Below are 22674 nucleotides of genomic sequence, written 5' to 3' on the forward strand. Positions count from 1 at the left end.
AAGGCCACGGTCATGCCGCACTCGCCCGTGACACCCGCCGGTATCCCGGCCCCCCGCCCCCGCCCGGTCGTCAGCCGCCGACGTCTCCTGGAGGGCGGCGCCGCCGTCCTCGGGGCGCTCGCCCTGTCCGCGCCGCCCGGCACCGCGCTCGCGGCCGGACGGCGCGCCGCGGCCGGCGAACCCCCCGAGTGGAACGACTTCGGCGTCTTCCGGCTCGGCACCGAGCCGCCGCACACCACGCTCATGCCGTACGCGGACGTGGGGCAGGCCCTGGCCGGCGACCGCACCCGCTCGCCCTACCGCCTCAGCCTCGACGGCACCTGGAAGTTCGCCTACGCCGACCGCCCCGACGACCGGGACGCCGACTTCCACCGCACCGACACCGACGACGGCGACTGGGGCACCATCCCGGTCCCGTCCGTCTGGCAGCTGCACGGCCACGACTTCCCGATCTACCTGAACATCACCTACCCGTACTGGGGACCCAACGGCCTCGGCGAGGACCCGCAGCCGCCCGCCGCGCCGACCCGCTACAACCCGGTCGGCCAGTACCGGCGCACCTTCACCGTGCCCCGCGACTGGAAGGGCCGCCGCACCTTCCTCCACTTCGAGGGCGTCAAGTCCGCGCACTACGTGTGGATCAACGGCGAACTGGCCGGCTACGACGAGGACTCCTACACCCCGTCCGAGTACGACATCACCGACCACCTGAAGCCGGGCACCAACCAGATCGCCGTGGAGGTGTACCGCTACTCCGACGGCGACTGGATGGAGGACCAGGACATGATCCGGCTGAGCGGCATCTTCCGCTCGGTCTACCTCTACTCCACCCCGGCCGTGCACCTGCGCGACTTCAAGCTGGACACCCCGCTGAACGACACCTACACGGACGCCGAGCTCAAGGTCACCGCGCACGTGCGCGCGTACGGCGGCGGTGACGCCGGGCGGTACACGGTGGAGACCCAGCTGTACGACGCCCGCGGCCACGCCGTCTGGTCCCGGCCGCTGGTGCAGGCCGCCGACCTCGGCACGGTCCGGACCGGCGAGGACGTCACCGTGAGCGCGGCGAAGGCCGTACCGGCGCCGAAGCTGTGGTCGGCCGAGCACCCGGACCTCTACACCGCCGTCCTGCGCCTGCGCGACCCGTCCGGCAAGGCCGTGGAGACCCTCTCCCACCGGGTGGGCTTCCGCGAGTTCGCCCTCAAGGACGGGCTGATGCGGATCAACGGCAGGCCCGTCTCCCTCCGCGGCACCAACCGGCACGAGATGCACCCGGCCCGCGGCACGGCGCTGACCCGCGAGGACATGGTCGAGGACATCACGATCATCAAGCGGATGAACATCAACAGCGTCCGCACCTCGCACTACCCGAACAACCCGTACTGGCTGGAACTGGCCGACGAGTACGGCCTCTACCTCGTCGACGAGACCAACCTGGAGACCCACGGCATCCGCGGCGAGTACCCGGGCGGCCACCCCGACTGGACCGCGGCCTGCGTGGCCCGCGCCCAGAACATGGTCCACCGCGACAAGAACCACGCCTCGGTCGTCATCTGGTCCCTCGGCAACGAGGCCGGCGGCGGCAGCACCTTCACCGCCATGCACGACTGGATCCGCTCCTACGACGACACCCGCGTCATCCAGTACGAGGGCGACGACCGCCCCGGCGTCAGCGACATCCGCTCGGAGATGTACGACAGCCCGCAGCGCGTCGAGCAGCGCGCGAAGGACACCTCCGACACCCGGCCCTACGTCATGATCGAGTACGCCCACTCGATGGGGAACTCGACCGGCAACCTCAAGAAGTACTGGGACCTCGTCCGCCGGTACGACGTCCTCCAGGGCGGCTGGATCTGGGACTTCGTCGACCAGTCCCTGTACACGCCCGTCCCGGCCCGCACCCTGCTGACCGAGTCGGGCCCGGCCGGGCTGCGCGGCGAGATCCTCGCCACCCGCGGCACCCTCGACCGGGACAAGGGCCTGTCCGGCATCACGGTCTTCGAACGCCACGACAGCCTCGACCTCACCGGCTCCCTGACCCTGGAGGCCTGGGTCACCCCGCACGTCACCGGCTACCACCAGCCCATCCTGGCCAAGGGCGACACCCAGTACGCGCTGAAGCAGACCGACCGCAGGCTGGAGTTCTTCATCCACTCGGCCGGCCAGTGGATCACCGCGAGCTGGACCGTGCCGGACGACTGGACCGGCCGCGAGCACCACGTCGCGGGCGTCTTCGACGCGGACGCCGGCACCCTGACCCTGTACGTCGACGGCGAGGCGAAGGCCACCCGCACCACCGACCGGCGTCCCGGCAGCAACACCGCGCCGCTCTCCCTGGCCGCCGACGCCGACAACCAGACCCGTGAGTTCAGCGGCACCGTCCGCCGTGCCCGCGTCTACGCCCGCGCCCTCGCCGGCGCGGAACTGGCCGACGACGGGCGCGGGCCCGGCGACGACGGGGTGCGGTTCTGGTTCGACGCGGCCACGGTGAGGGCCGAGACGAAGCGGCCGAAGGAGAAGACCTTCCTCGCCTACGGCGGCGACTGGGGCGACAACCCCAACGACGGGGCCTTCGTCGCCGACGGCATCGTCACCGCCGACCGCGGCCACACCGGCAAGGCCACCGAGGTCAAGCACGTCTACCAGGCGATCAACGCCGCCCCCGCTCCCGGCGGAGCACCGGGGGCCGTCACCCTCACCAACGAGTTCCTGTTCACGAACGTCCGCGAGTTCGACGGCCGGTGGGAACTGGTCGCCGACGGCAGGGTCGTCCGGCACGGCAGGCTGACCCGCGACCAGACGGACGTCCCGCCCCTGTCCGGCAAGGACATCACCGTCCCCGTACGCCTGCCGGACGACCCGGAACCGGGCACCGAGTACTTCCTCCGGCTCTCCTTCACCACCAAGGAGACGACGCCGTGGGCGAAGGCGGGCTTCGAGGTGGCCCGGCAGCAGCTCCCGCTGGACGCCGGCGGCCCGGCCGTCACCCCCGCCCGCCTGGAGAGCGTCCCCGCCCTGCGCCACGAGGACCGCGACCGGGACGTCACCGTGCGCGGCAAGGGCTTCTCCGTCACCGTCGACAAGCGCAGCGGCACCATCACCTCGTACGAGGCGAACGGCACCCGCCTGATCACCTCCGGGCCCGTGCCCAATTTCTGGCGGGCGCCCACCGACAACGACAAGGGCAACGGCCAGCACACCCGCAACCAGACCTGGCGCGATGCCGGCGCCCGCCGCAGGGTGACGGGCGTCGCGGTGCGGGCCCTGGGCGACCGCGCCGTCGAGATCGAGGTCAGCGGCACCCTGCCGACCACCACCGAGTCGGCGTACTCCACCACCTACACGGTGTTCGGCAACGGCGAGATCAGGGTCGACAACACCCTGCACCCGGGTGCCGCGAACCTGCCGTACATCCCCGAGGTCGGGACGATGCTGTTCCTGCCCGGCCGCCTGGACCGGCTGCACTACTACGGACGCGGCCCCGACGAGAACTACTGGGACCGCAACACCGGCTCCGACGTCGGCCTGTACTCCTCGACCGTCGCCGAGCAGTGGACCCCCTACATCCGCCCGCAGGAGAACGGCAACAGGACCGACGTCCGCTGGGTCGCGCTCACCGACCCCCGCGGGACCGGCCTGCTCGTCACCGGCGAACCCCTGCTGGAGGTCAACGCCTCCCACTTCACGCCGGAGGACCTGTCGGCCGGCGTGCGCCACGACTACCAGCTCACTCCGCGCGACGAGGTCGTGCTGCGCCTGAACCACCGGCAGATGGGCGTCGGCGGCGACAACAGCTGGGGCGCGCACACCCACGACGAGTTCAAGCTCTTCGCCGACCGGGACTACGCGTACACCTACCGGCTGCGCCCGCTCACCGACGTGCGGGACGCGACGGCCCTCTCGCGGCGGCCCACGGCGACCGAGTAGAGGTGGGACGGACGGGGAGCCCGGGGTACCCGGGCTCCCATGGGTGACGTACTGGTCGGGGCCTGCTCGTGGACGGACCGGCAACTCGTCTCGAGCGGCTGGTACCCGCGCGGACGGCGGGACGCCGAGGGACGGCTGCGGTACTACGCCTCACGGCTGCCCGTCGTCGAAGTGGACGCCGGGTACTACGCGTTGCCGAGCCGCCGCAACAGCGAGCTGTGGGTGGAGCGCACGCCGGACGGCTTCCGTTTCGACGTGAAGGCCTTCTCGCTGCTGACCGGGCACCCCACCCGTGCCGAGGCGCTCCCGGCCGACCTGCGGGACGGCCTCGGCGGCGAGGAGCGCGGCCTGCTGCGGCGCGGACGGGCGGGCTCCGCGCTCCTGGACGAGGTGTGGGGTCGCTTCACCGACGCCGTCGAACCGCTGCGGGCGGCCGGGCGGCTCGGCGCCCTGCTGTTCCAGTTCCCGCCCTGGTTCGCGCCGGGCCCGGAGGCGGAGGACACGCTCCGGGACTGCGCGCGGCGCACGGGCCGGCGGCCGCTCGCCGTGGAGTTCCGGCACCCGGACTGGTGGGCGCCGCACCAGGCGGACGCCACCGTCGCGCTGCTCACCGGCCTCGGCGCCACCGCCGTCGGCGTCGACATGGCCCAGGGCCTGCCGGGCTCCCTGCCGCCCGTCGTGCCGGTCACCCGCCCCGAGCTCGCCGTCGTGCGGTTCCACGGCCGCAGCCCGGTCTGGGGGAGGGGCAGCAAGGAGGACCGCTTCCGGCACGACTACGACGTGACCGAACTCGCCGCCTGGGTGCCCCGGTTGCTGCGCGCGGCCCGGCAGACGGACGAACTGCACGTGCTGTTCAACAACTGCTGCGCGGACGCCGCCGTACGCGCCGCCGAGACCATGCGGGAGCTGCTCACTCCGCCGCGTCGCTGATCCCCAGCCGCAGGTGCTCCACGTGGTAGACGGCCTGGTCGAGCAGCTCGGCGACATGGTGGTCGTGCAGCGCGTACACCACCGACCGGCCGCGCCGTTCGCCGACGACGAGCCCCAGGTTCCGCAGCAGGCGCAGCTGGTGGGAGCAGGCCGACTGCTCCATGCCGACCTCCGCCGCCAACTCGGTGGCGGGCAGGGGACCTTCGCGCAGCCGCGCGAGGATCAGCAGCCGGGAGGGCGTGGACAGGGCCTGGAGCGTGGTGGCGACCTTGGCGACGTTGTCCGCGTCCAGGCGCACGCGCTCGGCTGCGTCCTGCGCGGTGGTGGCGGCTCCGTGACCCATGCCGGTCATCTTACGCACCCGCCCGCACGCATGAACGGATGAAAGAATGAACGAGTCTTCATGTGTTCCTGTATGGTGGCCGCGTGTCCACCACCCTCGCTCCCGCCCCCCTCCCCTCGCCCGCCCGGCCGGCGCCCGCACGCCGCACCCGCGTCCTCGCCCTGCCCGAGGCGCGCTGGGCCCTCGCGTCGCTGCTCGCCTTCCTCGCGGCGCTCACCCTGGACCTCGGCGGCGCCCCCGCCTGGACGTACGGTCCGCTGTACGCGGTCGCCTACGCCGCCGGCGGCTGGGAGCCCGCGCTGGAGGGGCTGCGGGCGCTGCGCGGGAAGACCCTGGACGTCGACCTGCTGATGATCGTCGCGGCGCTCGGCGCGGCGGCCATCGGACAGGTCCTCGACGGCGCCCTGCTGATCGTCATCTTCGCCACCTCCGGCGCCCTGGAGGCCCTGGCCACCGCCCGCACCGCCGACTCCGTGCGCGGCCTGCTCGACCTCGCGCCCACCACCGCCACCCGGCTCACCGGGGACCGCGAGGAGACCGTCCCGACCGCCGGGCTCGCCGTCGGCGACCTGCTCCTGGTCCGGCCCGGGGAGCGGATCGGCGCCGACGGCACGGTGACCGACGGCACCGGCGAGGTCGACCAGGCCACCATCACCGGCGAGTCCCTCCCGGTCCTCAAGCGCCCCGGCGACGACGTCTTCGCCGGCACCCTCAACGGCACCGGCGCCCTGCGCGTCCGCGTCGGCCGCGACCCCGCCGACTCGGTGATCGCCCGCATCGTCACCCTGGTCGAGGAGGCGTCCCGCACCAAGGCGCCCACGCAGCTGTTCATCGAGAAGATCGAGCAGCGCTACGCGGTCGGCGTGGTGGCCGCCACCCTCGCGGTCTTCGGCGTCCCCCTCGCCTTCGGCGCCGGCCTCACCGACGCCCTGCTGCGCGCCATGACCTTCATGATCGTCGCCTCGCCCTGCGCGGTCGTCCTCGCCACGATGCCGCCCCTGCTGTCCGCCATCGCCAACGCCGGCCGGCACGGCGTCCTCGTGAAGTCGGCGGTCGCGATGGAACGCCTCGGCGAGATCGACGCCGCCGCCCTCGACAAGACCGGCACCCTCACCGAGGGCACCCCCGAGGTGACCGCCGTGCGCCCCCTGCCCGGCTCCGGCCTCGGCGAGGACGCCCTCCTCGCCCTCGCGGCAGCGGCCGAGCACCCCAGCGAGCACCCGCTGGCCCGCGCGATCGTCGCCGCCGCCCGCGCGCGGGGGCTGCGCATCGCGCCCGCGGAGGACTTCGAGGCGGCCCCGGGCCGCGGTGTGACGGCCGTGGTCGAAGGCCGCGAGGTGCACGTCGGCCGCGCCGAGGCGCCCCAGGGCGCCGAGACCACCGTCCAGGTCACCCGCGACGGCACCTCGCTCGGCACCCTCGCCCTCACCGACCGCCTGCGCGCCGACGCCGCCGCGGCCACCGCCGCGCTCACCGCCCTCACCGGCACCGCCCCCGCCCTGCTCACCGGCGACAACGCGCCCGCCGCCGCCCGCGTGGCCGACGCGACGGGCATCACCGACGTCCGCGCGGACCTGCTGCCCGACGGCAAGGTCGAGGCCGTACGGGAGAGGGAGCGGGCCGGCCGCAAGGTGCTCTTCGTCGGCGACGGCGTCAACGACGCCCCCGCCCTCGCCGCCGCCCACGCCGGGATCGCCATGGGCCGCGCGGGCTCCGACCTGGCCCTGGAGACGGCGGACGCGGTCGTGGTCCGCGACGAGCTGACGGCCGTGCCCGCGGTCGTCCGCCTGTCCCGGCGCGCCCGTCGGCTGGTGCTGCAGAACCTGGTCGTCGCGGGCGCCTTCATCACCGTGCTCGTCCTGTGGGACCTGATCGGCCACCTCCCGCTGCCGCTCGGCGTCGCCGGGCACGAGGGCTCGACCGTGCTGGTGGGCCTCAACGGACTGCGGCTGCTGCGCGAGTCCGCATGGCGATCCGGCGAGGCGCAGGAAGCGTGAGGTTCATGTCGGAAACCCGCCAGCCAGGGCCCGCCCGGTGGATCACCATGGACGCATGCAGAGGGGAATGCACACCGACACCGAGGGCTGCGTGCGCGCCGTCCGGTCGAAGGACGCGCGCTTCGACGGCTGGTTCTTCACGGCCGTCCTGACCACCCGCATCTACTGCCGGCCCAGCTGCCCCGTGGTGCCGCCCAAACCGGCGAACATGACCTTCTACCCGAGCGCGGCGGCCTGCCAGCAGGCCGGGTTCCGGGCGTGCAAGCGCTGCCGCCCGGACACCAGCCCCGGCTCCCCCGAGTGGAACCAGCGGGCCGACCTCACCGCCCGCGCCATGCGCCTGATCGCCGACGGCGTCGTGGACCGCGAGGGCGTCCCCGGCCTCGCCGCCCGCCTCGGCTACAGCACCCGGCAGATCGAACGCCAGCTGCTCGCCGAGGTGGGCGCGGGCCCCCTCGCCCTCGCCCGCGCGCAACGCGCCCAGACCGCCCGGCTGCTCATCGAGACGACCCCGCTGGCGATGGCGGACATCGCCTTCGCGGCCGGCTTCTCCTCCGTGCGCACCTTCAACGACACGGTCCGCGAGGTCTTCGCCCTCTCCCCGAGCGAACTGCGCGCCCGCCGCTCACCCGAGGACCGGCCGGCCGGGGCCCCCGGCGGCGCGCTGACCCTGCGCCTCCCCTTCCGCGCCCCCCTCAACCCCGACAACCTCTTCGGCCACCTCGCCGCCACCGCCGTACCCGGCGTGGAGGAGTGGCGGGACGGGGCCTACCGCCGCACCCTGCGCCTCCCCTACGGCCACGGCGTCGTGGCCCTCACCCCCGCCCCCGACCACATCGGCTGCCGCCTCGCCCTCACCGACCTGCGCGACCTGACCGTCGCCATCAGCCGCTGCCGCCGCCTGCTCGACCTGGACGCCGACCCGACGGCCGTCGACGACCAGCTGCGCGCCGATCCGCTGCTCGCACCGCTCGTCGACAAGGCGCCGGGCCGCCGCGTCCCGCGCACGGTCGACGAGGCGGAGTTCGCCGTGCGGGCCGTCCTGGGCCAGCAGGTCTCCACCGCCGCCGCCCGCACCCACGCGGCCCGCCTGGTCACGGCACACGGCGAAGCGGTGGACGACCCCGAGGGCGGCCTCACCCACCTCTTCCCGTCGGCGCGGGCCCTGGCGGAGGTGGACCCGGAGACGCTGGCGATGCCCCGCACCCGCCGCACCACCTTCACCACCCTCGTCCGCCACCTCGCCGACGGCTCGCTCAACCTCGGCGTCGAGACCGACCGGGCGGACACCCGCGCCCGCCTCCTCGCCCTCCCCGGCTTCGGACCCTGGACCGCCGACGTCATCGCGATGCGCGCCCTCGGCGACCCCGACGCCTTCCTCCCCACCGACCTCGGCGTCCGCCGCGCCGCACGCGAACTGGGCCTGCCCTCCACCCCGGCGGCGCTCACCGCCCGCGCGGCGGCCTGGCGGCCCTGGCGGGCGTACGCGGTCCAGTACCTGTGGGCGACCGACAGCCACCCGATCAACTTCCTGCCCGCCTGAGCCCGCGCGAGGTACCGACGTGAAACAGCACACCGTGATCGACAGCCCCTACGGCCCCCTCACCCTGGTCGCCGAGGACGGCGTCCTGTGCGGTCTCTACATGACCGACCAGCGCCACCGTCCGCCGGAGGAGACCTTCGGCGCCCATGACGCACGGCCCTTCGCCGAGGCCGAGGAACAGCTCGAGGCCTACTTCGCCGGCGACCTGCGGGCCTTCACCCTCCCCCTGCGCCTGGACGGCACCGCCTTCCAGCGCACGGTCTGGGACCAGCTCCGGAAGATCCCCTACGGCGAGACCCGCACCTACGGCGAACTCGCCGCCGCCCTCGGCAACCCCACCGCCTCCCGCGCCGTCGGCCTCGCCAACGGCCGCAACCCGATCGGCATCATCGTCCCCTGCCACCGCGTCATCGGCGCGAGCGGCGGCCTCACCGGCTACGGCGGCGGCCTGGAGCGCAAGCAGCGGCTGCTGGACTTCGAACGGGGAACGACGGGGGCGGCGCTGTTCTAGGGCCGGACCGGGCCGGTGCGGACGCGGGCGAAAAGGCGCTGCCGACGCCCGGCGGGACGGGCCGGCCCCGCGGCACTCCGAAGACCACGCTCTCTCGAACGACGCCGCAGAACGGGAGCGGGCCTGCTCACCACCGCCCGGGAGATCCGCGCGGCCGTCGACGCCTTCGGCGGCGTCGGCGCCGACGAGGTCGTCCTCCACCGCTGGTCCTCGGACCCCGGCCAGGTCGCCCGTCTCACCGACGCCCTGTTCCGACCCGGACACCGTTCTCCAGCTCCGCGGTACCCGAGCCGTCCTCGAGCACGTCGAGGGCGGCCAGGACCCGTCCGTGCAGGGAACCGAGCAGGTGGTCGGCCAGGGCCGCGCGCGGCACCAGGCGCCAGGACAACAGCTCCTCCTCCTGGAGGCGGACCGCCTCGAGGTCCTCCCGGCCGAGGACGCCGCCGTCGTAGACGTACGACACCAGCGGCGGCCGGCCGACGCCCGGCACCCAGTCCACCGCGAGCAGCCGGCCGGGCGGGACGTCCAGCCCGATCTCCTCGAGGGTCTCGCGCCGGGCGCCCTGGCGCGGGGTCTCGCCGTCGTCCGACTCGATGGTGCCGCCCGGCAGGATCCAGCCCTCCCGGTAGTTCGGCTCCACGAGCAGCACGCTGCCCGCGGCGTCCCGGAACAGCACGGCGGCCCCGGCGAGCACGCGGGGGAGCCCGGCGATGTACGTGGCGTAGTCGAGCGTCGTCATCCTGGCAGGGTATGTCCGTCCTGCGGGGCGTTCCACGGTGCGGTCGGGGCATGACGGCGGGGGCGTGCTCCGGTTATGGTCGCAGCGGCGCGACTGCCTTGACGTGCGCAAGGCTCGGAGAGCAAGGGGAGAGCAAGGTGGCTGACGCTGCAGTGGACGGGGCCCGCCGGGTGCTCGTCGCCGCGGACAAGTTCAAGGGTTCGCTGACGGCCGTCGAGGTCGCGGAGCGGGTCGCGGCCGGGCTGCGCCGCATCGTGCCGGACGTCGACGTCGAGGCGCTGCCCGTGGCCGACGGCGGCGACGGCACCGTGGCCGCGGCGGTCGCGGCCGGGTTCGAGCGCCGGGAGGTGCGGGTCGCCGGGCCCCTCGGCGACGAGGTCACGGCGGCGTTCGCGCTGCGCGGTGACACCGCGGTCGTGGAGATGGCCGAGGCCAGCGGGTTGCAGCGGCTGCCCGCCGGCGTCCTGGCCCCGCTGACCGCCTCCACGTACGGTTCGGGCGAGCTGCTGCGGGCCGCGCTGGACGCGGGCGCGCGGACGATCGTGTTCGGGGTCGGCGGCAGCGCGACCACGGACGGCGGCGCGGGGATGCTGTCCGCGCTGGGCGCGCGCTTCCTGCGCGAGGACGGGGAGCCGGTGGCGCCGGGCGGCGGCTCCCTCGCCGACGTCGCCTCGGCCGACCTGTCCGGCCTGGACCCGCGGCTTGCGGACGTCGAGCTGGTGCTCGCGAGCGACGTCGACAATCCGCTGACGGGGCCGAAGGGCGCCCCGGCCGTCTACGGCCCGCAGAAGGGCGCCTCCCCGGAGGACGTGGAGACGCTGGACGCGGCCCTCGCGCACTTCGCGAAGGTCCTGGAGGGGACGGTGGGGGCGCGGGCCGCCGAGTACGCCGCCTCGCCGGGCGCGGGTGCCGCGGGCGGCATCGGGTACGGCGCGCTGCTGATCGGGGCGCGGTTCCGGGCCGGCATCGAGGTGATGCTGGACGTGCTGGGCTTCGCGCCGGCGCTGGAGCGGGCCGGCCTGGTGATCACGGGGGAGGGCTCGCTGGACGAGCAGACCCTGCACGGGAAGGCGCCGGCCGGTGTCGCGGCGGCGGCGCGGGCCGCGGGCAAGGAGGTCGTCGCGGTGTGCGGGCGGCTGGCGCTGCCGGCGGAGGCTCTGGGGCGTGCGGGGATCCGGCGGGCGTACCCGCTGACGGATGTGGAGCCGGACGTGGCGAAGTGCATCGCCGATGCGGGGCCCATCCTGGAGCGGGTCGCGGAGCGCATCGCCCGGGACTTCCTGGCGTAGGCGAGTCTCGCCCCCCGGGGGCTGCCGCCCCCGGGCCTCCGCTTTCGGCCCTTTGAACGGGCCCCGTCCTCACTCGCCGGACGGGCTGGGTGTCTCACCTGTATCCCGACCGAGTCGGGTGGTGGGTGGGCGTAGGCCCGGGGGTCCGGGGGCGGCAGCCCCGGCGAGGCCCGCACCGACGCCGGGCACCGGGCGAACGAAAGGGCCCCGGACCCAACCAGGTCCGGGGCCCTCACAACGCGCCGCTACGGCAACTGCGCCGCCCGCGCCTCCCGCCGGTTGTCACGGAAGTTGTTCACCCGCCGCGCCGTGGCGAACAGCGGAATCACCGCGCCCATCACGAGCTGGAGCGCACACCCCGTCTGGAGCAGAAGCTGCCCGCTCGGCGCGTCGAACGCCCACGCGGCCAGCAGGCCCATCGACAGGACGATCCACGACAGCATCGCCACCGCGAGGCGTCCCCGCGGCTTCGGGTACTCGACCCGGCTCACCATCAGCCACGCCGTCCCGATGATGGCGAGGAGCGTCGCCACGAAGGGCAGCTCCAGCAGCACGATCGAGACCACCGTCAGCGCACCGAACGGCGAGGGCATGCCCTGGAACGTGCCGTCCTTCACGGTGACGCAGGAGAATCTCGCGAGTCTCAGCACCACCGCCAGCAGCACCACGATCGCGCCCACCGCCGCGACCCGCTGGTACGCGTCGTGCGCGACCATCCCGTAGACCAGGACGAAGTACGCCGGCGCCAGCCCGAAGCTGATCAGGTCGGACAGGTTGTCCAGCTCGGCGCCCATCGGCGAGCTGCGCAGCTTGCGCGCCACGAGCCCGTCGAACAGGTCGAAGATCGCCGCGCACAGCATCAGGATGACCGCGGTGGCCGCGCTGTGCCGGGCCATGCCCGACTCCTCGCTGCCCGTCAGGTGCGGGATCAGGATGCCGGTGGTGGTGAAGTACACCGCCATGAAGCCGCACGTGGCGTTGCCGAGGGTGAGGGTGTCCGCTATCGACAGGCGCAGCGAGAGCGGCATCTCCTCCTCGTCGTCCACCTCGTCGGCCTCGGGCACCCACCCGGCCTGGGTCTGTGGATCAATCACGGTCAATTCGAGTCACCCCAGCCACCGTCTTCTGCCCCACCTCGACCGCGACCTCCACGCCTTCCGGCAGGTACAGGTCGACGCGCGAGCCGAAGCGGATCAGACCGATCCGCTCACCCTGCTCGACCTTCGTGCCCTGAGGCAGGTAGGGAACGATGCGGCGGGCCACCGCGCCGGCGATCTGGATCATCTCGATGTCACCGAGCTCGGTGTCGAAGTGCCACACCACCCGCTCGTTGTTCTCGCTCTCCTTGTTGAAGGCGGGAACGAAACCACCGGGGATGTGCTCGACCGACGTCACCGTGCCGGCCAGCGGCGCGCGGTTGACGTGGACATTGAGAGGGCTCATGAAGATCGCGACGCGGGTACGGCCGTCCTTCCACGGCATGATGCTCTGCACCACGCCGTCGGCGGGCGAGATGACCCGGCCCTGGGCGATCTCGCGCTCGGGGTCGCGGAAGAACCACAGCATCCCCGCCGCGAGCGCGGTGGCGGGGACGGCGACGGCCTTGGCCGCGCCCGAACGGCGGGCGCGGAGGAGGCTGACGGCTGCGGTGGCGACGGTCGGCAGAAGCCACGGCGATGCTCCGCGCGCGAGGCGTACGCCGGCGAGGCTGTCGCGAGGTGCAGAGGTTTGGCTGTGGGGCATGGATGACCTTCGTAGCGGATGATGCCGCGCTGTGACGGGGGACGGCGGCTTTTCGGCGATCGTAGCGGCTATCAGCCGCAACTGGGTAAGCCAGGAAGCCGAGTCGGCGGCCGAACAGTGCCTACGGGGTGTGACCTTCTTCTCCAAGAAAACACCCCGTATCCGGACATCTAACCCTGGAATCGATACTCTTCGAGCAGCCTGCGGCCGATGATCATTTTCTGGATCTCGGCGGTGCCTTCACCGATCAGCAGCATCGGAGCCTCGCGGTAGAGCCGCTCGATCTCGTACTCCTTGGAGAAGCCGTACCCGCCGTGGATCCGGAAGGCGTCCTCCACGACCTCCTTGCAGTACTCGGAGGCGAGGTACTTGGCCATCCCCGCTTCCAGGTCGTTTCGTTCGCCCGAGTCCTTTTTGCGTGCAGCGTTGACCATCATCGCATGCGCCGCCTCCACCTTGGTAGCCATCTCGGCGAGCTTGAACTGAATGGCCTGGTGCTGGGCGATCTGCTTGCCGAAAGTGTGACGCTGCTGGGCGTACCGGACGCCCAGCTCGAAGGCACGCTGAGCGACGCCGCAGCCACGCGCCGCCACATTGACGCGGCCGACCTCGACGCCGTCCATCATTTGGTAAAAACCTCGGCCGGTGACGCCGCCGAGCACCCGGTCGGCCGGAATGCGCAGGTCGTCCATGATGAGCTCGGTGGTGTCGACGCCCTTGTAGCCCATCTTGTCGATCTTGCCGGGGACGGTGAGGCCGGGACGGACCTCGCCGAAGCCGGGCTCCTTCTCCACCAGGAAGGTCGTCATCGACTTGTGCGGCGCCGTGCCCTCGGGGTGTCCTTCGTCACTCCTGACGAGAACGGCCACCAGGGACGACGTGCCGCCGTTCGTCAGCCACATCTTCTGGCCGTTCAGGACGTACTCGTCGCCGTCCTTCACCGCCTTCGAGGAGATCGCCGACACGTCGGAGCCGAGCGCCGGCTCCGACATGGAGAAGGCCCCCCGGATGTCACCGGCGGCCATGCGGGGCAGGAAGTGGTCCTTCTGCTCCTGCGTGCCGTGCTGCTTGAGCATGTACGCCACGATGAAGTGCGTGTTGATGATGCCGGACACCGACATCCAGCCGCGGGCGATCTCCTCCACGCACAGGGCGTACGTCAGGAGCGACTCGCCCAGGCCCCCGTACTCCTCCGGGATCATCAGGCCGAACAGGCCCAGCTCCTTCAGCCCGTCCACGATGTCCTGCGGGTACTCGTCCCGGTGCTCCAGCCCGGTCGCGACCGGGATGATCTCCTTGTCCACGAAGTCCCGGACGGTGGAGAGGATCTCCCGCTGGACGTCCGTGAGGCCGTGGGTCTGGGCGAGTCGGCTCATCTACTTCCCCTGTTCCTTCAGCTCGGGCCGGCCGGGCTGCTCGCCGCCGCGCTCCTTGATGTACGTCTCGGTGGGCACCATCACCTTGCGGCGGAAGACGCAGACCAGGGTGCCGTCCTGCTTGTAGCCCTTGGTCTCCACGTGCACGATGCCGCGGTCGTCCTTCGACTTCGACGGCCACTTGTCGAGCACGGTCGTCTGCCCGTAGACCGTGTCGCCGTGGAAGGTCGGCGCCACGTGCTTGAGCGACTCGATCTCCAGGTTGGCGATCGCCTTGCCGGAGACGTCCGGGACCGACATGCCGAGCAGCAGGGAGTAGACGTAGTTCCCGACCACCACGTTCTTGCCGAAGTCCGTCGTCCTCTCGGCGTAGTTCGTGTCCATGTGGAGCGGGTGGTGGTTCATGGTGAGCAGACAGAACAGGTGGTCGTCGTACTCCGTGACCGTCTTCCCGGGCCAGTGCTTGTACGTCGCCCCGACCTCGAATTCCTCGTAGGTGCGTCCGAACTGCATCGCCCTCAGCCCTCCGGGATCTCGAACTTGCTGGTGCGCCGCATGCCGGCGGCACGGCCCTTGCCCGCGACGACCAGGGCCATCTTGCGGCTGGCCTCGTCGATCATCTCGTCGCCGAGCATCGCGGAGCCCTTCTTGCCGCCCGCCTCGGACGTGCAGTACTCGTAGGCGTCCAGGATCAGCTCGGCGTGGTCGTAGTCCTCCTGCGAGGGGGAGAAGACCTCGTTGGCGGCGTCGACCTGGCCGGGGTGCAGCACCCACTTGCCGTCGAAGCCGAGCGCGGCGGCGCGGCCGGCGACCTCGCGGAAGCCGTCGACGTTGCGGATCTGGAGGTAGGGGCCGTCGATGGCCTGGAGGTCGTTGGCGCGGGCGGCCATCAGGATCTTCATCAGGATGTAGTGGTAGGCGTCCGCCGGGTAGCCGGGCGGCTGCTCGCCCACGACCAGCGACTTCATGTTGATGGACGCCATGAAGTCGGCCGGGCCGAAGATGATGGTCTCGATGCGGGGGCTGGCCTGCGCGATCTCGTTGACGTTGTTCAGGCCCTGGGCGTTCTCGATCTGCGCCTCGATGCCGATGCGGCCGACCTCGAAGCCCATCGTCTTCTCGATCTGGGTGAGGAGGAGGTCGAGGGCCACGACCTGCCGGGCGTCCTGGACCTTCGGCAGCATGATGCAGTCCAGGTTCGGGCCGGCGCCCTCCACGACCGTCACGACGTCGCGGTACGTCCACTCGGTGGTCCAGTCGTTGACGCGCACGACGCGGGTCTTGCCGGTCCAGTCGCCCTCGTTGAGGAACTTCACGATGGTGTGCCGTGCCTCGGGCTTGGCGAGCGGCGCGCAGGCGTCCTCCAGGTCCAGGAAGACCTGGTCGGCCGGGAGGCCCTGGGCCTTCTCCAGGAAGCGCGGGTTGCTTCCCGGGACCGCCAGGCAGGAGCGGCGGGGGCGAAGGCGGTCGACTGTCGTCATGCGGGGACCTCCAGGGGGTCGAGCTTGTTCGCGTTGCGGATCTCGTCGACGATCCGGCCGATGATGCCGGTGATGTCGAAGTCCTTCGGGGTGAAGACCGCGGCCACTCCCGCGGCCCGCAGTTCTTCGGCGTCACCGTTCGGGATGATGCCACCGGCGATCACCGGTATATCTGTGGCACCGGCCACACGGAGCCGTTCCAGCACGTCGGGGACGAGCTGGGCGTGCGAGCCGGACAGGATGGACAGGCCCACCGCGTGCACGTCCTCGGCGAGGGCGGCGTCCACGATCTGCTCGGGGGTGAGCCGGATGCCCTGGTAGACCACCTCGAACCCGGCGTCGCGGGCCCGCACGGCGATCTGCTCGGCGCCGTTGGAGTGGCCGTCCAGGCCCGGCTTGCCGACCAGGAACCGCAGCTTGCCGACGCCGAGGTCGCGGGCCGTCAGATCCACCTTCCGGCGCACTTCGGACAGGGCCGAGCCCTCCTCGGCGGTGACCGCGACCGGCGCCGACGACACGCCCGTGGGCGCGCGGAACTCGCCGAACACCTCGCGCAGCGCCCCGGCCCACTCGCCGGTGGTGACGCCGGCGCGGGCGCACTCCAGGGTGGCCTCCATGAGGTTGTCGGTGCCCTTGGCGGCCTCCTTCAGCTTCTCCAGCGCCTTGCAGGGGCGCGGGTGGTTGAAGGGCGGCTGGTAGCGGGTGTCCCGCCAGTTCCGGAGCGAGGCGACGACGCGGGCCTCCACGGCCGGGTCGACCGTCTGGATCGCGGTGTCCAGGTCGGCGGTGAGCGGGTTGGGCTCGGTGCCCTCGAAGGCGTTGACCCCGATGATCCTCTCCTCGCCGGACTCGATCCGGGCCCGGCGCTCGGCGTGCGAGGCGACCAGCTGCGACTTGAGGTAGCCGGACTCGACGGCGGCCATCGCGCCGCCCATCTCCTGGATGCGCTCCATCTCGGCGAGCGACTCCCGGACCAGCTCGTCCACCTTCGCCTCGACCACCTTCGAGCCCTCGAAGAGGTCGCCGTACTCCAGCAGGTCGCTCTCGTACGCCAGCACCTGCTGGATGCGCAGCGACCACTGCTGGTCCCAGGGGCGGGGCAGGCCGAGCGCCTCGTTCCAGGCGGGGAGCTGCACGGCACGCGCGCGGGCGTCCTTGGATAGGGTGACCGCCAGCATCTCCAGGACGATCCGCTGGACGTTGTTCTCCGGCTGGGCCTCCGTCAGGCCGAGGGAGTTGACCTGGACGCCGTAGCGGAAGCGGCGGTGCTTGGGGTTCTCGATGCCGTACCGCTCACGGGTGACGCGGTCCCAGATCCGCCCGAAGGCCCGCATCTTGCACATCTCCTCGACGAAGCGGACGCCCGCGTTGACGAAGAAGGAGATGCGGCCGACGACGTCGCCCATGCGCTCCTCGGGCACCTGGCCGCCGTCGCGCACCGCGTCGAGCACGGCCATCGCGGTGGACATCGCGTACGCGATCTCCTGCACCGGCGTGGCGCCCGCCTCCTGCAGGTGGTAGCTGCAGATGTTGATCGGGTTCCACTTCGGCATGTGGGAGACCGTGTACGCGATCATGTCCGTCGTCAGGCGGAGGGACGGCCCCGGCGGGAAGACGTGCGTCCCGCGGGACAGGTACTCCTTGACGATGTCGTTCTGGGTCGTGCCCTGGAGCTTGGTGATGTCCGCACCCTGCTCCTCGGCGACGACCTGGTAGAGCGCCAGCAGCCACATGGCCGTAGCGTTGATGGTCATCGAGGTGTTCATCTGCTCCAGGGGGATGTCCTGGAACAGCCGGCGCATGTCGCCGAGGTGCGCGACGGGCACGCCGACCCGGCCGACCTCGCCGCGGGCGAGGACGTGGTCCGGGTCGTAGCCGGTCTGGGTCGGCAGGTCGAAGGCGACCGACAGACCCGTCTGCCCCTTGGCGAGGTTGCGCCGGTACAGCTCGTTGGACGCCTCGGCCGTGGAGTGACCGGCGTACGTGCGCATGAGCCACGGCCGGTCCTTCTGACGCTCACTCATGTGTCGCTCCTCGCTCCTCAGACGTTCCGGAAGCGGTTGATGGCGTCGACGTGCCGCGCGCGCATCTCCTCGTCGCGCACGCCCAGGCCCTCCTCGGGGGCCAGGCACAGCACGCCGACCTTGCCCTGGTGGAGGTTGCGGTGGACGTCGTACGCCGCCTGTCCGGTGTCCTCCAGGGAGTAGACCTTGGAGAGCGTCGGGTGGATCTTGCCCTTGGCGATGAGGCGGTTGGCCTCCCAGGCCTCGCGGTAGTTGGCGAAGTGGGAGCCGATGATGCGCTTCAGCGACATCCACAGGTAGCGGTTGTCGTACTCGTGCATGTAGCCCGAGGTCGAGGCGCAGGTGGTGATGGTGCCGCCCTTGCGGGTGACGTAGACCGAGGCGCCGAAGGTCTCGCGGCCGGGGTGCTCGAAGACGATGTCGATGTCCTCGCCGCCGGTGAGTTCGCGGATGCGCTTGCCGAAGCGCTTCCACTCCTTCGGGTCCTGGGTGTGCTCGTCCTTCCAGAACTTGTAGCCCTCGGCGCTGCGGTCGATGATCGCCTCGGCGCCCATCGCGCGGCAGATGTCCGCCTTCTGCTCGCTGGAGACGACGCAGACCGGGTTGGCGCCGCCGGCCAGGGCGAACTGGGTGGCGTAGGAGCCGAGGCCGCCGCTCGCGCCCCAGATGAGCACGTTGTCGCCCTGCTTCATGCCGGCGCCGTTGCGGGAGACCAGCTGGCGGTAGGCGGTGGAGTTCACCAGGCCCGGGGCCGCGGCCTCCTCCCAGCTCAGGTGGCCCGGCTTGGGCATCAGCTGGTTGGACTTGACCAGGGCGATCTCGGCGAGGCCGCCGAAGTTGGTCTCGAAGCCCCAGATGCGCTGCTCGGGGTCGAGCATCGTGTCGTTGTGGCCGTCGGACGACTCCAGCTCGACGGAGAGGCAGTGCGCGACGACCTCGTCGCCGGGCCGCCAGGCGTTGACGCCCGGACCGGTGCGCAGCACGACGCCGGCCAGGTCGGAGCCGATGATGTGGTACGGCAGGTCGTGGCGCTTGGCGAGGTCGCTGGTGCGGCCGTAGCGCTCCAGGAAGCCGAACGTCGACAGCGGCTCGAAGATCGAGGTCCACACCGAGTTGTAGTTGACCGAGGAGGCCATGACGGCCACCAGGGCCTCGCCGGGGCCCAGCTCGGGCAGCGGCACCTCGTCGAGGTGGATCGACTTGCGCGGGTCCTTGGCGCGGGTCTCCATCCCCGCGAACATCTCGGTCTCGTCCTTGTGCACGGTGATCGCGCGGTACGACTCGGGGAGCGGCAGCGCGGCGATGTCGGCCGGCGTGGATTCGGGCGACTGGATCGCGTCCAGGATGTCCTTCACGGTCACGGTGTTGCCTCCGGCGGTGAGCGCCCTGAGGGAGGGGCGCTGAGGGTTACGTCGGTGCTGAGAGGTGGTGAAAGTGCCTGTGACGCAGGCGCCGGGCGCGCAGGGGATGGGTGCGGGGACAGCCCGGACACCTTCAACGTATGACACCGCGTGTCACCCCGCAAGGCACTGAGTGCCAGAAACTGTACTCAGATGAAATCTTTACGCAACAGATGAGCGATGATCGATCGAACAGGGCTCCGCGCAGGGTGGAAAAGGGGCACTGACATGCAAAGACGGCCACCCGGTGGGTGGCCGTCGTCACAGAACGGAAGGGGTGTCTCGGCGGGGGAAGGCGGGTCTCAGCGCTCCTTGAGCGCCTGCTCGATGGTGCGCATGATCTCGTGCAGCGGCGCGTCGGTGCGGGCGACCGTCACCAGCACCTCGCCCTCCACGGAGGCCGCGGAGGACCCCGGACGCGAGGACGCCGTGCCGCGTCCGGCGCCGATGCCCGTGCCGAACGTCTTGCGCACGATCGCGAAGGCGTGGTCGAGCTGCGCCTCCACGTCGCCCTGCCCGCCCGCCCTGAGCCAGCGCCGCAGGACGTGGTTGTGGGCGGTGACCACGGCGGACGCGGCGACCTCCGCCAGCAGCGGGTCGTCGTTGGCGTCGTCGTCGTGCGCGTGCTCGTCGAAGTGGCCGAGCAGATAGCGGGTGAAGAGGCGCTCGTAGCGGGCCACCGACGCGATCTCCGCCTCGCGCAGGGTGGGCACCTCGCGCGTGAGCTTGTAGCGGGCGACCGAGATCTCCGGCCGGCCCGCGTACATCTTCATGACTTCCTTGATGCCGCGGCACACCGTGTCGAGCGGATGCTCGTGCGCGGGCGCCGCGTTGAGCACCGCCTCGGCGCGGACCAGGGTGTCGTCGTGGTCCGGGAAGATCGCCTCTTCCTTGGAGCGGAAGTGGCGGAAGAAGGTGCGGCGTGCGACGCCGGCCGCGGCCGCGATCTCGTCGACAGTGGTCGCCTCGTACCCCTTGGTCGCGAACAGCTCCATCGCCGCGGCCGCCAGCTCCCGGCGCATTTTGAGCCGCTGGGCGGCGGCCCGGCTGCCGGCCGCGCTCTCCGGCGCGTCGGGCGTAGCTGGTGTACGTGAGGACTTGGCGGGCTGGGACATGACCCGAACGTACTGCATGTGCGCGGACCGATGCGCACCACCGGGGATTCCCCCGCCCGCGAAGGGCGGGGGGGACCCGGCCGGATCGAGCAGTCCGCCCCAGTCCTCCTCGGACCGGAACCGGTCGTCGGGACCGGGTTCAGCGGCGGGCATGTTCGCGGAAGCCGCGGCCCGTCTTGCGGCCGAGGCAGCCCGCGGCCACCAGGTGCTCGAGCAGCGGCGCCGGGGCCAGTCCCGGGTCGCGGAACTCGCGGTGCAGCACCTTCTCGATGGCCAGCGACACGTCCAGCCCGACCACGTCCAGCAGCTCGAAGGGGCCCATCGGGTAGCCGCCGCCCAGCTTCATCGCCGCGTCGATGTCGTCGAGCGTCGCGTAGTGCTCCTGCACCATCTTGACCGCGTTGTTGAGGTACGGGAACAGCAGCGCGTTCACGATGAACCCGGCCCGGTCGCCGCAGTCCACGGCGTGCTTGCGGACCTTGGCGCAGACCTCGTGGACGGTGGCGTGCACGTCGTCGGCCGTCAGCACCGTACGGACCACCTCGACCAGCTTCATGGCCGGCGCCGGGTTGAAGAAGTGCATGCCGATCACGTCCTGCGGGCGCGAGGTGGCGCGGGCGCAGGCGACGACGGGCAGGGACGAGGTGGTGGTGGCCAGCACCGCGCCGGGCTTGCAGACCTTGTCCAGCGTCGCGAACAGCTGCCGCTTGACCTCCAGGTCCTCCGCGACCGCCTCCACGGCCAGGTCGACGTCGGCGAAGTCGTCGTACGTCCCGGTCGGCGTGATCCGCTCCAGCGCCTGTGCGGCGGCCTCGGCGGTGAGCCTGCCCCTGTCGACGCCGCGCGCCAGGGACTTGCCGATGCGGGCCTTGGCCGTCCGCGCCTTCTCCGCGCCGCGGGCGGCGAGGACGACCTCGTACCCGGCCTTGGCGAACACCTCCGCGATGCCGGACGCCATGGTGCCCGAGCCCGCGACGCCCACGGAGCGCACGGGACGGCCGGCGACCGGGGCCCCGTCCGCGCGCGGGGTCAGCGCGTCCGGCACGACGACCGCGCTGCCGGGCGCCTCGTACGTGTAGAAGCCGCGCCCCGCCTTGCGGCCGGTCAGGCCGGCCTCGCCGAGCTGCTTCAGGATGGGCGCGGGGGCGTGCAGACGGTCGTGGGAGGCGGAGTACATGGCCTCCAGGACCGTGCGCGCGGTGTCCACGCCGATCAGGTCCAGCAGCGCCAGCGGTCCCATCGGCAGCCCGCAGCCGAGCCGCATCGCGGCGTCGATGTCCTCGCGGGAGGCGTAGTTCGCCTCGTACATCGCGGCGGCCTGGTTGAGGTACCCGAACAGCAGCCCGTCGGCCACGAAGCCGGGCCGGTCGCCCACCGCGACGGGCTCCTTGCCGAGGTCCAGGGCGAGATCGGTGACCGCGGTGACGGCGGCCGGCGCGGTCAGCACGGAGGAGACGACCTCCACCAGCCTCATCGCCGGCGCGGGGTTGAAGAAGTGCAGGCCCAGCACCCGCTCGGGGCGGGCCGAGTCGGCGGCCAGCCGCGTCACCGACAGCGCGTTGGTGCCGGTCGCCAGGATCGCCCCGGGGCGCACGATCCCGTCCAGCTCCCGGAAGATCTGCTGCTTGATCTCGTACGACTCCGGCGCCACCTCGATGACGAGGTCGGCGTCGGCCGCGGCCCGCAGGTCGGTGGCGGTGCGGATCCGGGCGAGGGCGTCGGCGCGCTCGCCCTCGGTCAGGCGGCCGCGCCGCACGGCACGGGCGGTGGACGCCTCCAGCGCGGCCACGGCCTTCGCGGTCTGCGCCTCGCCGATGTCGATGCCGACCACGTCACGGCCGGCCCGGGCGAGGACCTCGGCGATACCGGTGCCCATCGTGCCGAGGCCGACGACGGCGACGGTGCGGAGCGGGGACAGGGGGGTGTCGGACTGGGGAGTGGCCATCGCGGGACTCCAGGAATGAGGGGTGACGACGGAACGCCCGGGTGCGCCGGGCGGCGCACCGGGTGCGTACGGAGTGAGAGGTGCGGAGTGCGGGTGTTGCCGGGCTGCCTTGCGCACACGCCCGGTGCCGTCCGCAGGGCGTGCACACGCCCGGGCGGCGGCGGGGTCCGACCGGCCCTGTCCCGAGGCCGGGTCGCACTGCGGTGCCCGAGGCACCGAGACTGCCGATCTGCTCCCCCGAAGGCCGCGTCACCAGACCGTCATGAGGAGTGCTGCGAGTGGGTGACCCGCTCGTCTGAGATTAACTCGCG

The 22674-nt window shown here is 72.1% G+C and carries 17 protein-coding genes; 6 read left to right on the top strand and 11 right to left on the bottom strand.

Features of this window, described 5'->3' with window-relative positions; all coding sequences use genetic code 11:
- Positions 1 to 12: 12 nt before the first annotated feature.
- On the top strand, positions 13 to 3927 hold the full coding sequence (locus ACZ4V6_RS21570; protein WP_467829745.1) for a glycoside hydrolase family 2 TIM barrel-domain containing protein: 3915 nt from the start codon (positions 13 to 15) through the stop codon (positions 3925 to 3927).
- Positions 3928 to 3966: 39 nt separating this feature from the next.
- Positions 3967 to 4857 carry a DUF72 domain-containing protein gene (locus ACZ4V6_RS21575; protein ID WP_467829747.1) on the top strand — a complete coding sequence of 297 codons (891 nt, stop codon included), beginning with the start codon at positions 3967 to 3969 and terminating at the stop codon, positions 4855 to 4857.
- Here the strand turns inward: ACZ4V6_RS21575 and ACZ4V6_RS21580 are convergent.
- Positions 4838 to 5200 (bottom strand): ArsR/SmtB family transcription factor, encoded by a 363-nt coding sequence (locus ACZ4V6_RS21580; protein WP_385458730.1) that lies wholly within the window; start codon positions 5198 to 5200, stop codon positions 4838 to 4840. The genes ACZ4V6_RS21575 and ACZ4V6_RS21580 overlap by 20 nt on opposite strands.
- A gap of 83 nt (positions 5201 to 5283) precedes the next feature.
- Between ACZ4V6_RS21580 and ACZ4V6_RS21585 the strand changes: the two genes are divergently transcribed.
- The 3 genes from ACZ4V6_RS21585 to ACZ4V6_RS21595 all read left to right on the top strand — a co-directional run bounded on the left by ACZ4V6_RS21585 (position 5284) and on the right by ACZ4V6_RS21595 (position 9251).
- Positions 5284 to 7197, top strand: coding sequence for a heavy metal translocating P-type ATPase (locus ACZ4V6_RS21585; protein WP_467829749.1), 1914 nt, complete (start codon positions 5284 to 5286; stop codon positions 7195 to 7197).
- A gap of 67 nt (positions 7198 to 7264) precedes the next feature.
- Positions 7265 to 8740, top strand: coding sequence for an AlkA N-terminal domain-containing protein (locus ACZ4V6_RS21590; protein WP_467830298.1), 1476 nt, complete (start codon positions 7265 to 7267; stop codon positions 8738 to 8740).
- Positions 8741 to 8759: 19 nt separating this feature from the next.
- Positions 8760 to 9251 (top strand): methylated-DNA--[protein]-cysteine S-methyltransferase, encoded by a 492-nt coding sequence (locus ACZ4V6_RS21595; protein WP_467829752.1) that lies wholly within the window; start codon positions 8760 to 8762, stop codon positions 9249 to 9251.
- A gap of 235 nt (positions 9252 to 9486) precedes the next feature.
- Here the strand turns inward: ACZ4V6_RS21595 and ACZ4V6_RS21600 are convergent, their stop codons facing one another.
- Complete coding sequence (locus ACZ4V6_RS21600) at positions 9487 to 9990, bottom strand: NUDIX domain-containing protein (protein WP_467829755.1); 504 nt, start codon at positions 9988 to 9990, stop codon at positions 9487 to 9489.
- A 152-nt stretch (positions 9991 to 10142) separates the two neighbouring features.
- Between ACZ4V6_RS21600 and ACZ4V6_RS21605 the strand changes: the two genes are divergently transcribed.
- Positions 10143 to 11279 (top strand): glycerate kinase, encoded by a 1137-nt coding sequence (locus tag ACZ4V6_RS21605; RefSeq protein ID WP_467830300.1) that lies wholly within the window; start codon positions 10143 to 10145, stop codon positions 11277 to 11279.
- A 245-nt stretch (positions 11280 to 11524) separates the two neighbouring features.
- On the opposite strand, the gene pssA is transcribed toward ACZ4V6_RS21605, so the two are convergent.
- The 9 genes from pssA to ACZ4V6_RS21650 form a co-directional block, all read right to left on the bottom strand.
- Positions 11525 to 12343 (bottom strand): CDP-diacylglycerol--serine O-phosphatidyltransferase, encoded by an 819-nt coding sequence (gene pssA, locus ACZ4V6_RS21610; protein ID WP_189868702.1) that lies wholly within the window; start codon positions 12341 to 12343, stop codon positions 11525 to 11527.
- A 22-nt stretch (positions 12344 to 12365) separates the two neighbouring features.
- Positions 12366 to 13022, bottom strand: coding sequence for a phosphatidylserine decarboxylase (locus ACZ4V6_RS21615; RefSeq protein WP_467829757.1), 657 nt, complete (start codon positions 13020 to 13022; stop codon positions 12366 to 12368).
- Positions 13023 to 13192: 170 nt separating this feature from the next.
- Positions 13193 to 14398 (bottom strand): acyl-CoA dehydrogenase family protein, encoded by a 1206-nt coding sequence (locus ACZ4V6_RS21620; protein WP_467829759.1) that lies wholly within the window; start codon positions 14396 to 14398, stop codon positions 13193 to 13195.
- Positions 14399 to 14911: a MaoC family dehydratase gene (locus ACZ4V6_RS21625; protein ID WP_467829761.1), complete on the bottom strand. Its 513-nt coding sequence runs from the start codon at positions 14909 to 14911 to the stop codon at positions 14399 to 14401.
- Between the two features lie 5 nt (positions 14912 to 14916).
- Positions 14917 to 15879, bottom strand: a complete 963-nt coding sequence (locus ACZ4V6_RS21630; RefSeq protein WP_467829763.1) for an HpcH/HpaI aldolase/citrate lyase family protein — start codon at positions 15877 to 15879, stop codon at positions 14917 to 14919.
- The gene (locus tag ACZ4V6_RS21635; RefSeq protein WP_467829765.1) at positions 15876 to 17903 is read right to left on the bottom strand and encodes a protein meaA; all 2028 of its coding nucleotides are present in this window, start codon (positions 17901 to 17903) and stop codon (positions 15876 to 15878) included. The genes ACZ4V6_RS21630 and ACZ4V6_RS21635 overlap by 4 nt, the downstream gene beginning before the upstream one ends.
- A 17-nt stretch (positions 17904 to 17920) precedes the next feature.
- On the bottom strand, positions 17921 to 19264 hold the full coding sequence (gene ccrA, locus ACZ4V6_RS21640; protein ID WP_467829767.1) for a crotonyl-CoA carboxylase/reductase: 1344 nt from the start codon (positions 19262 to 19264) through the stop codon (positions 17921 to 17923).
- A gap of 341 nt (positions 19265 to 19605) precedes the next feature.
- Positions 19606 to 20418: a TetR family transcriptional regulator gene (locus tag ACZ4V6_RS21645; protein ID WP_467829769.1), complete on the bottom strand. Its 813-nt coding sequence runs from the start codon at positions 20416 to 20418 to the stop codon at positions 19606 to 19608.
- Positions 20419 to 20557: 139 nt separating this feature from the next.
- Positions 20558 to 22363: a 3-hydroxyacyl-CoA dehydrogenase family protein gene (locus ACZ4V6_RS21650; protein ID WP_467829771.1), complete on the bottom strand. Its 1806-nt coding sequence runs from the start codon at positions 22361 to 22363 to the stop codon at positions 20558 to 20560.
- Positions 22364 to 22674 lie beyond the last annotated feature (311 nt).

It is taken from the genome of Streptomyces sp. NPDC029152, from assembly GCF_055564355.1.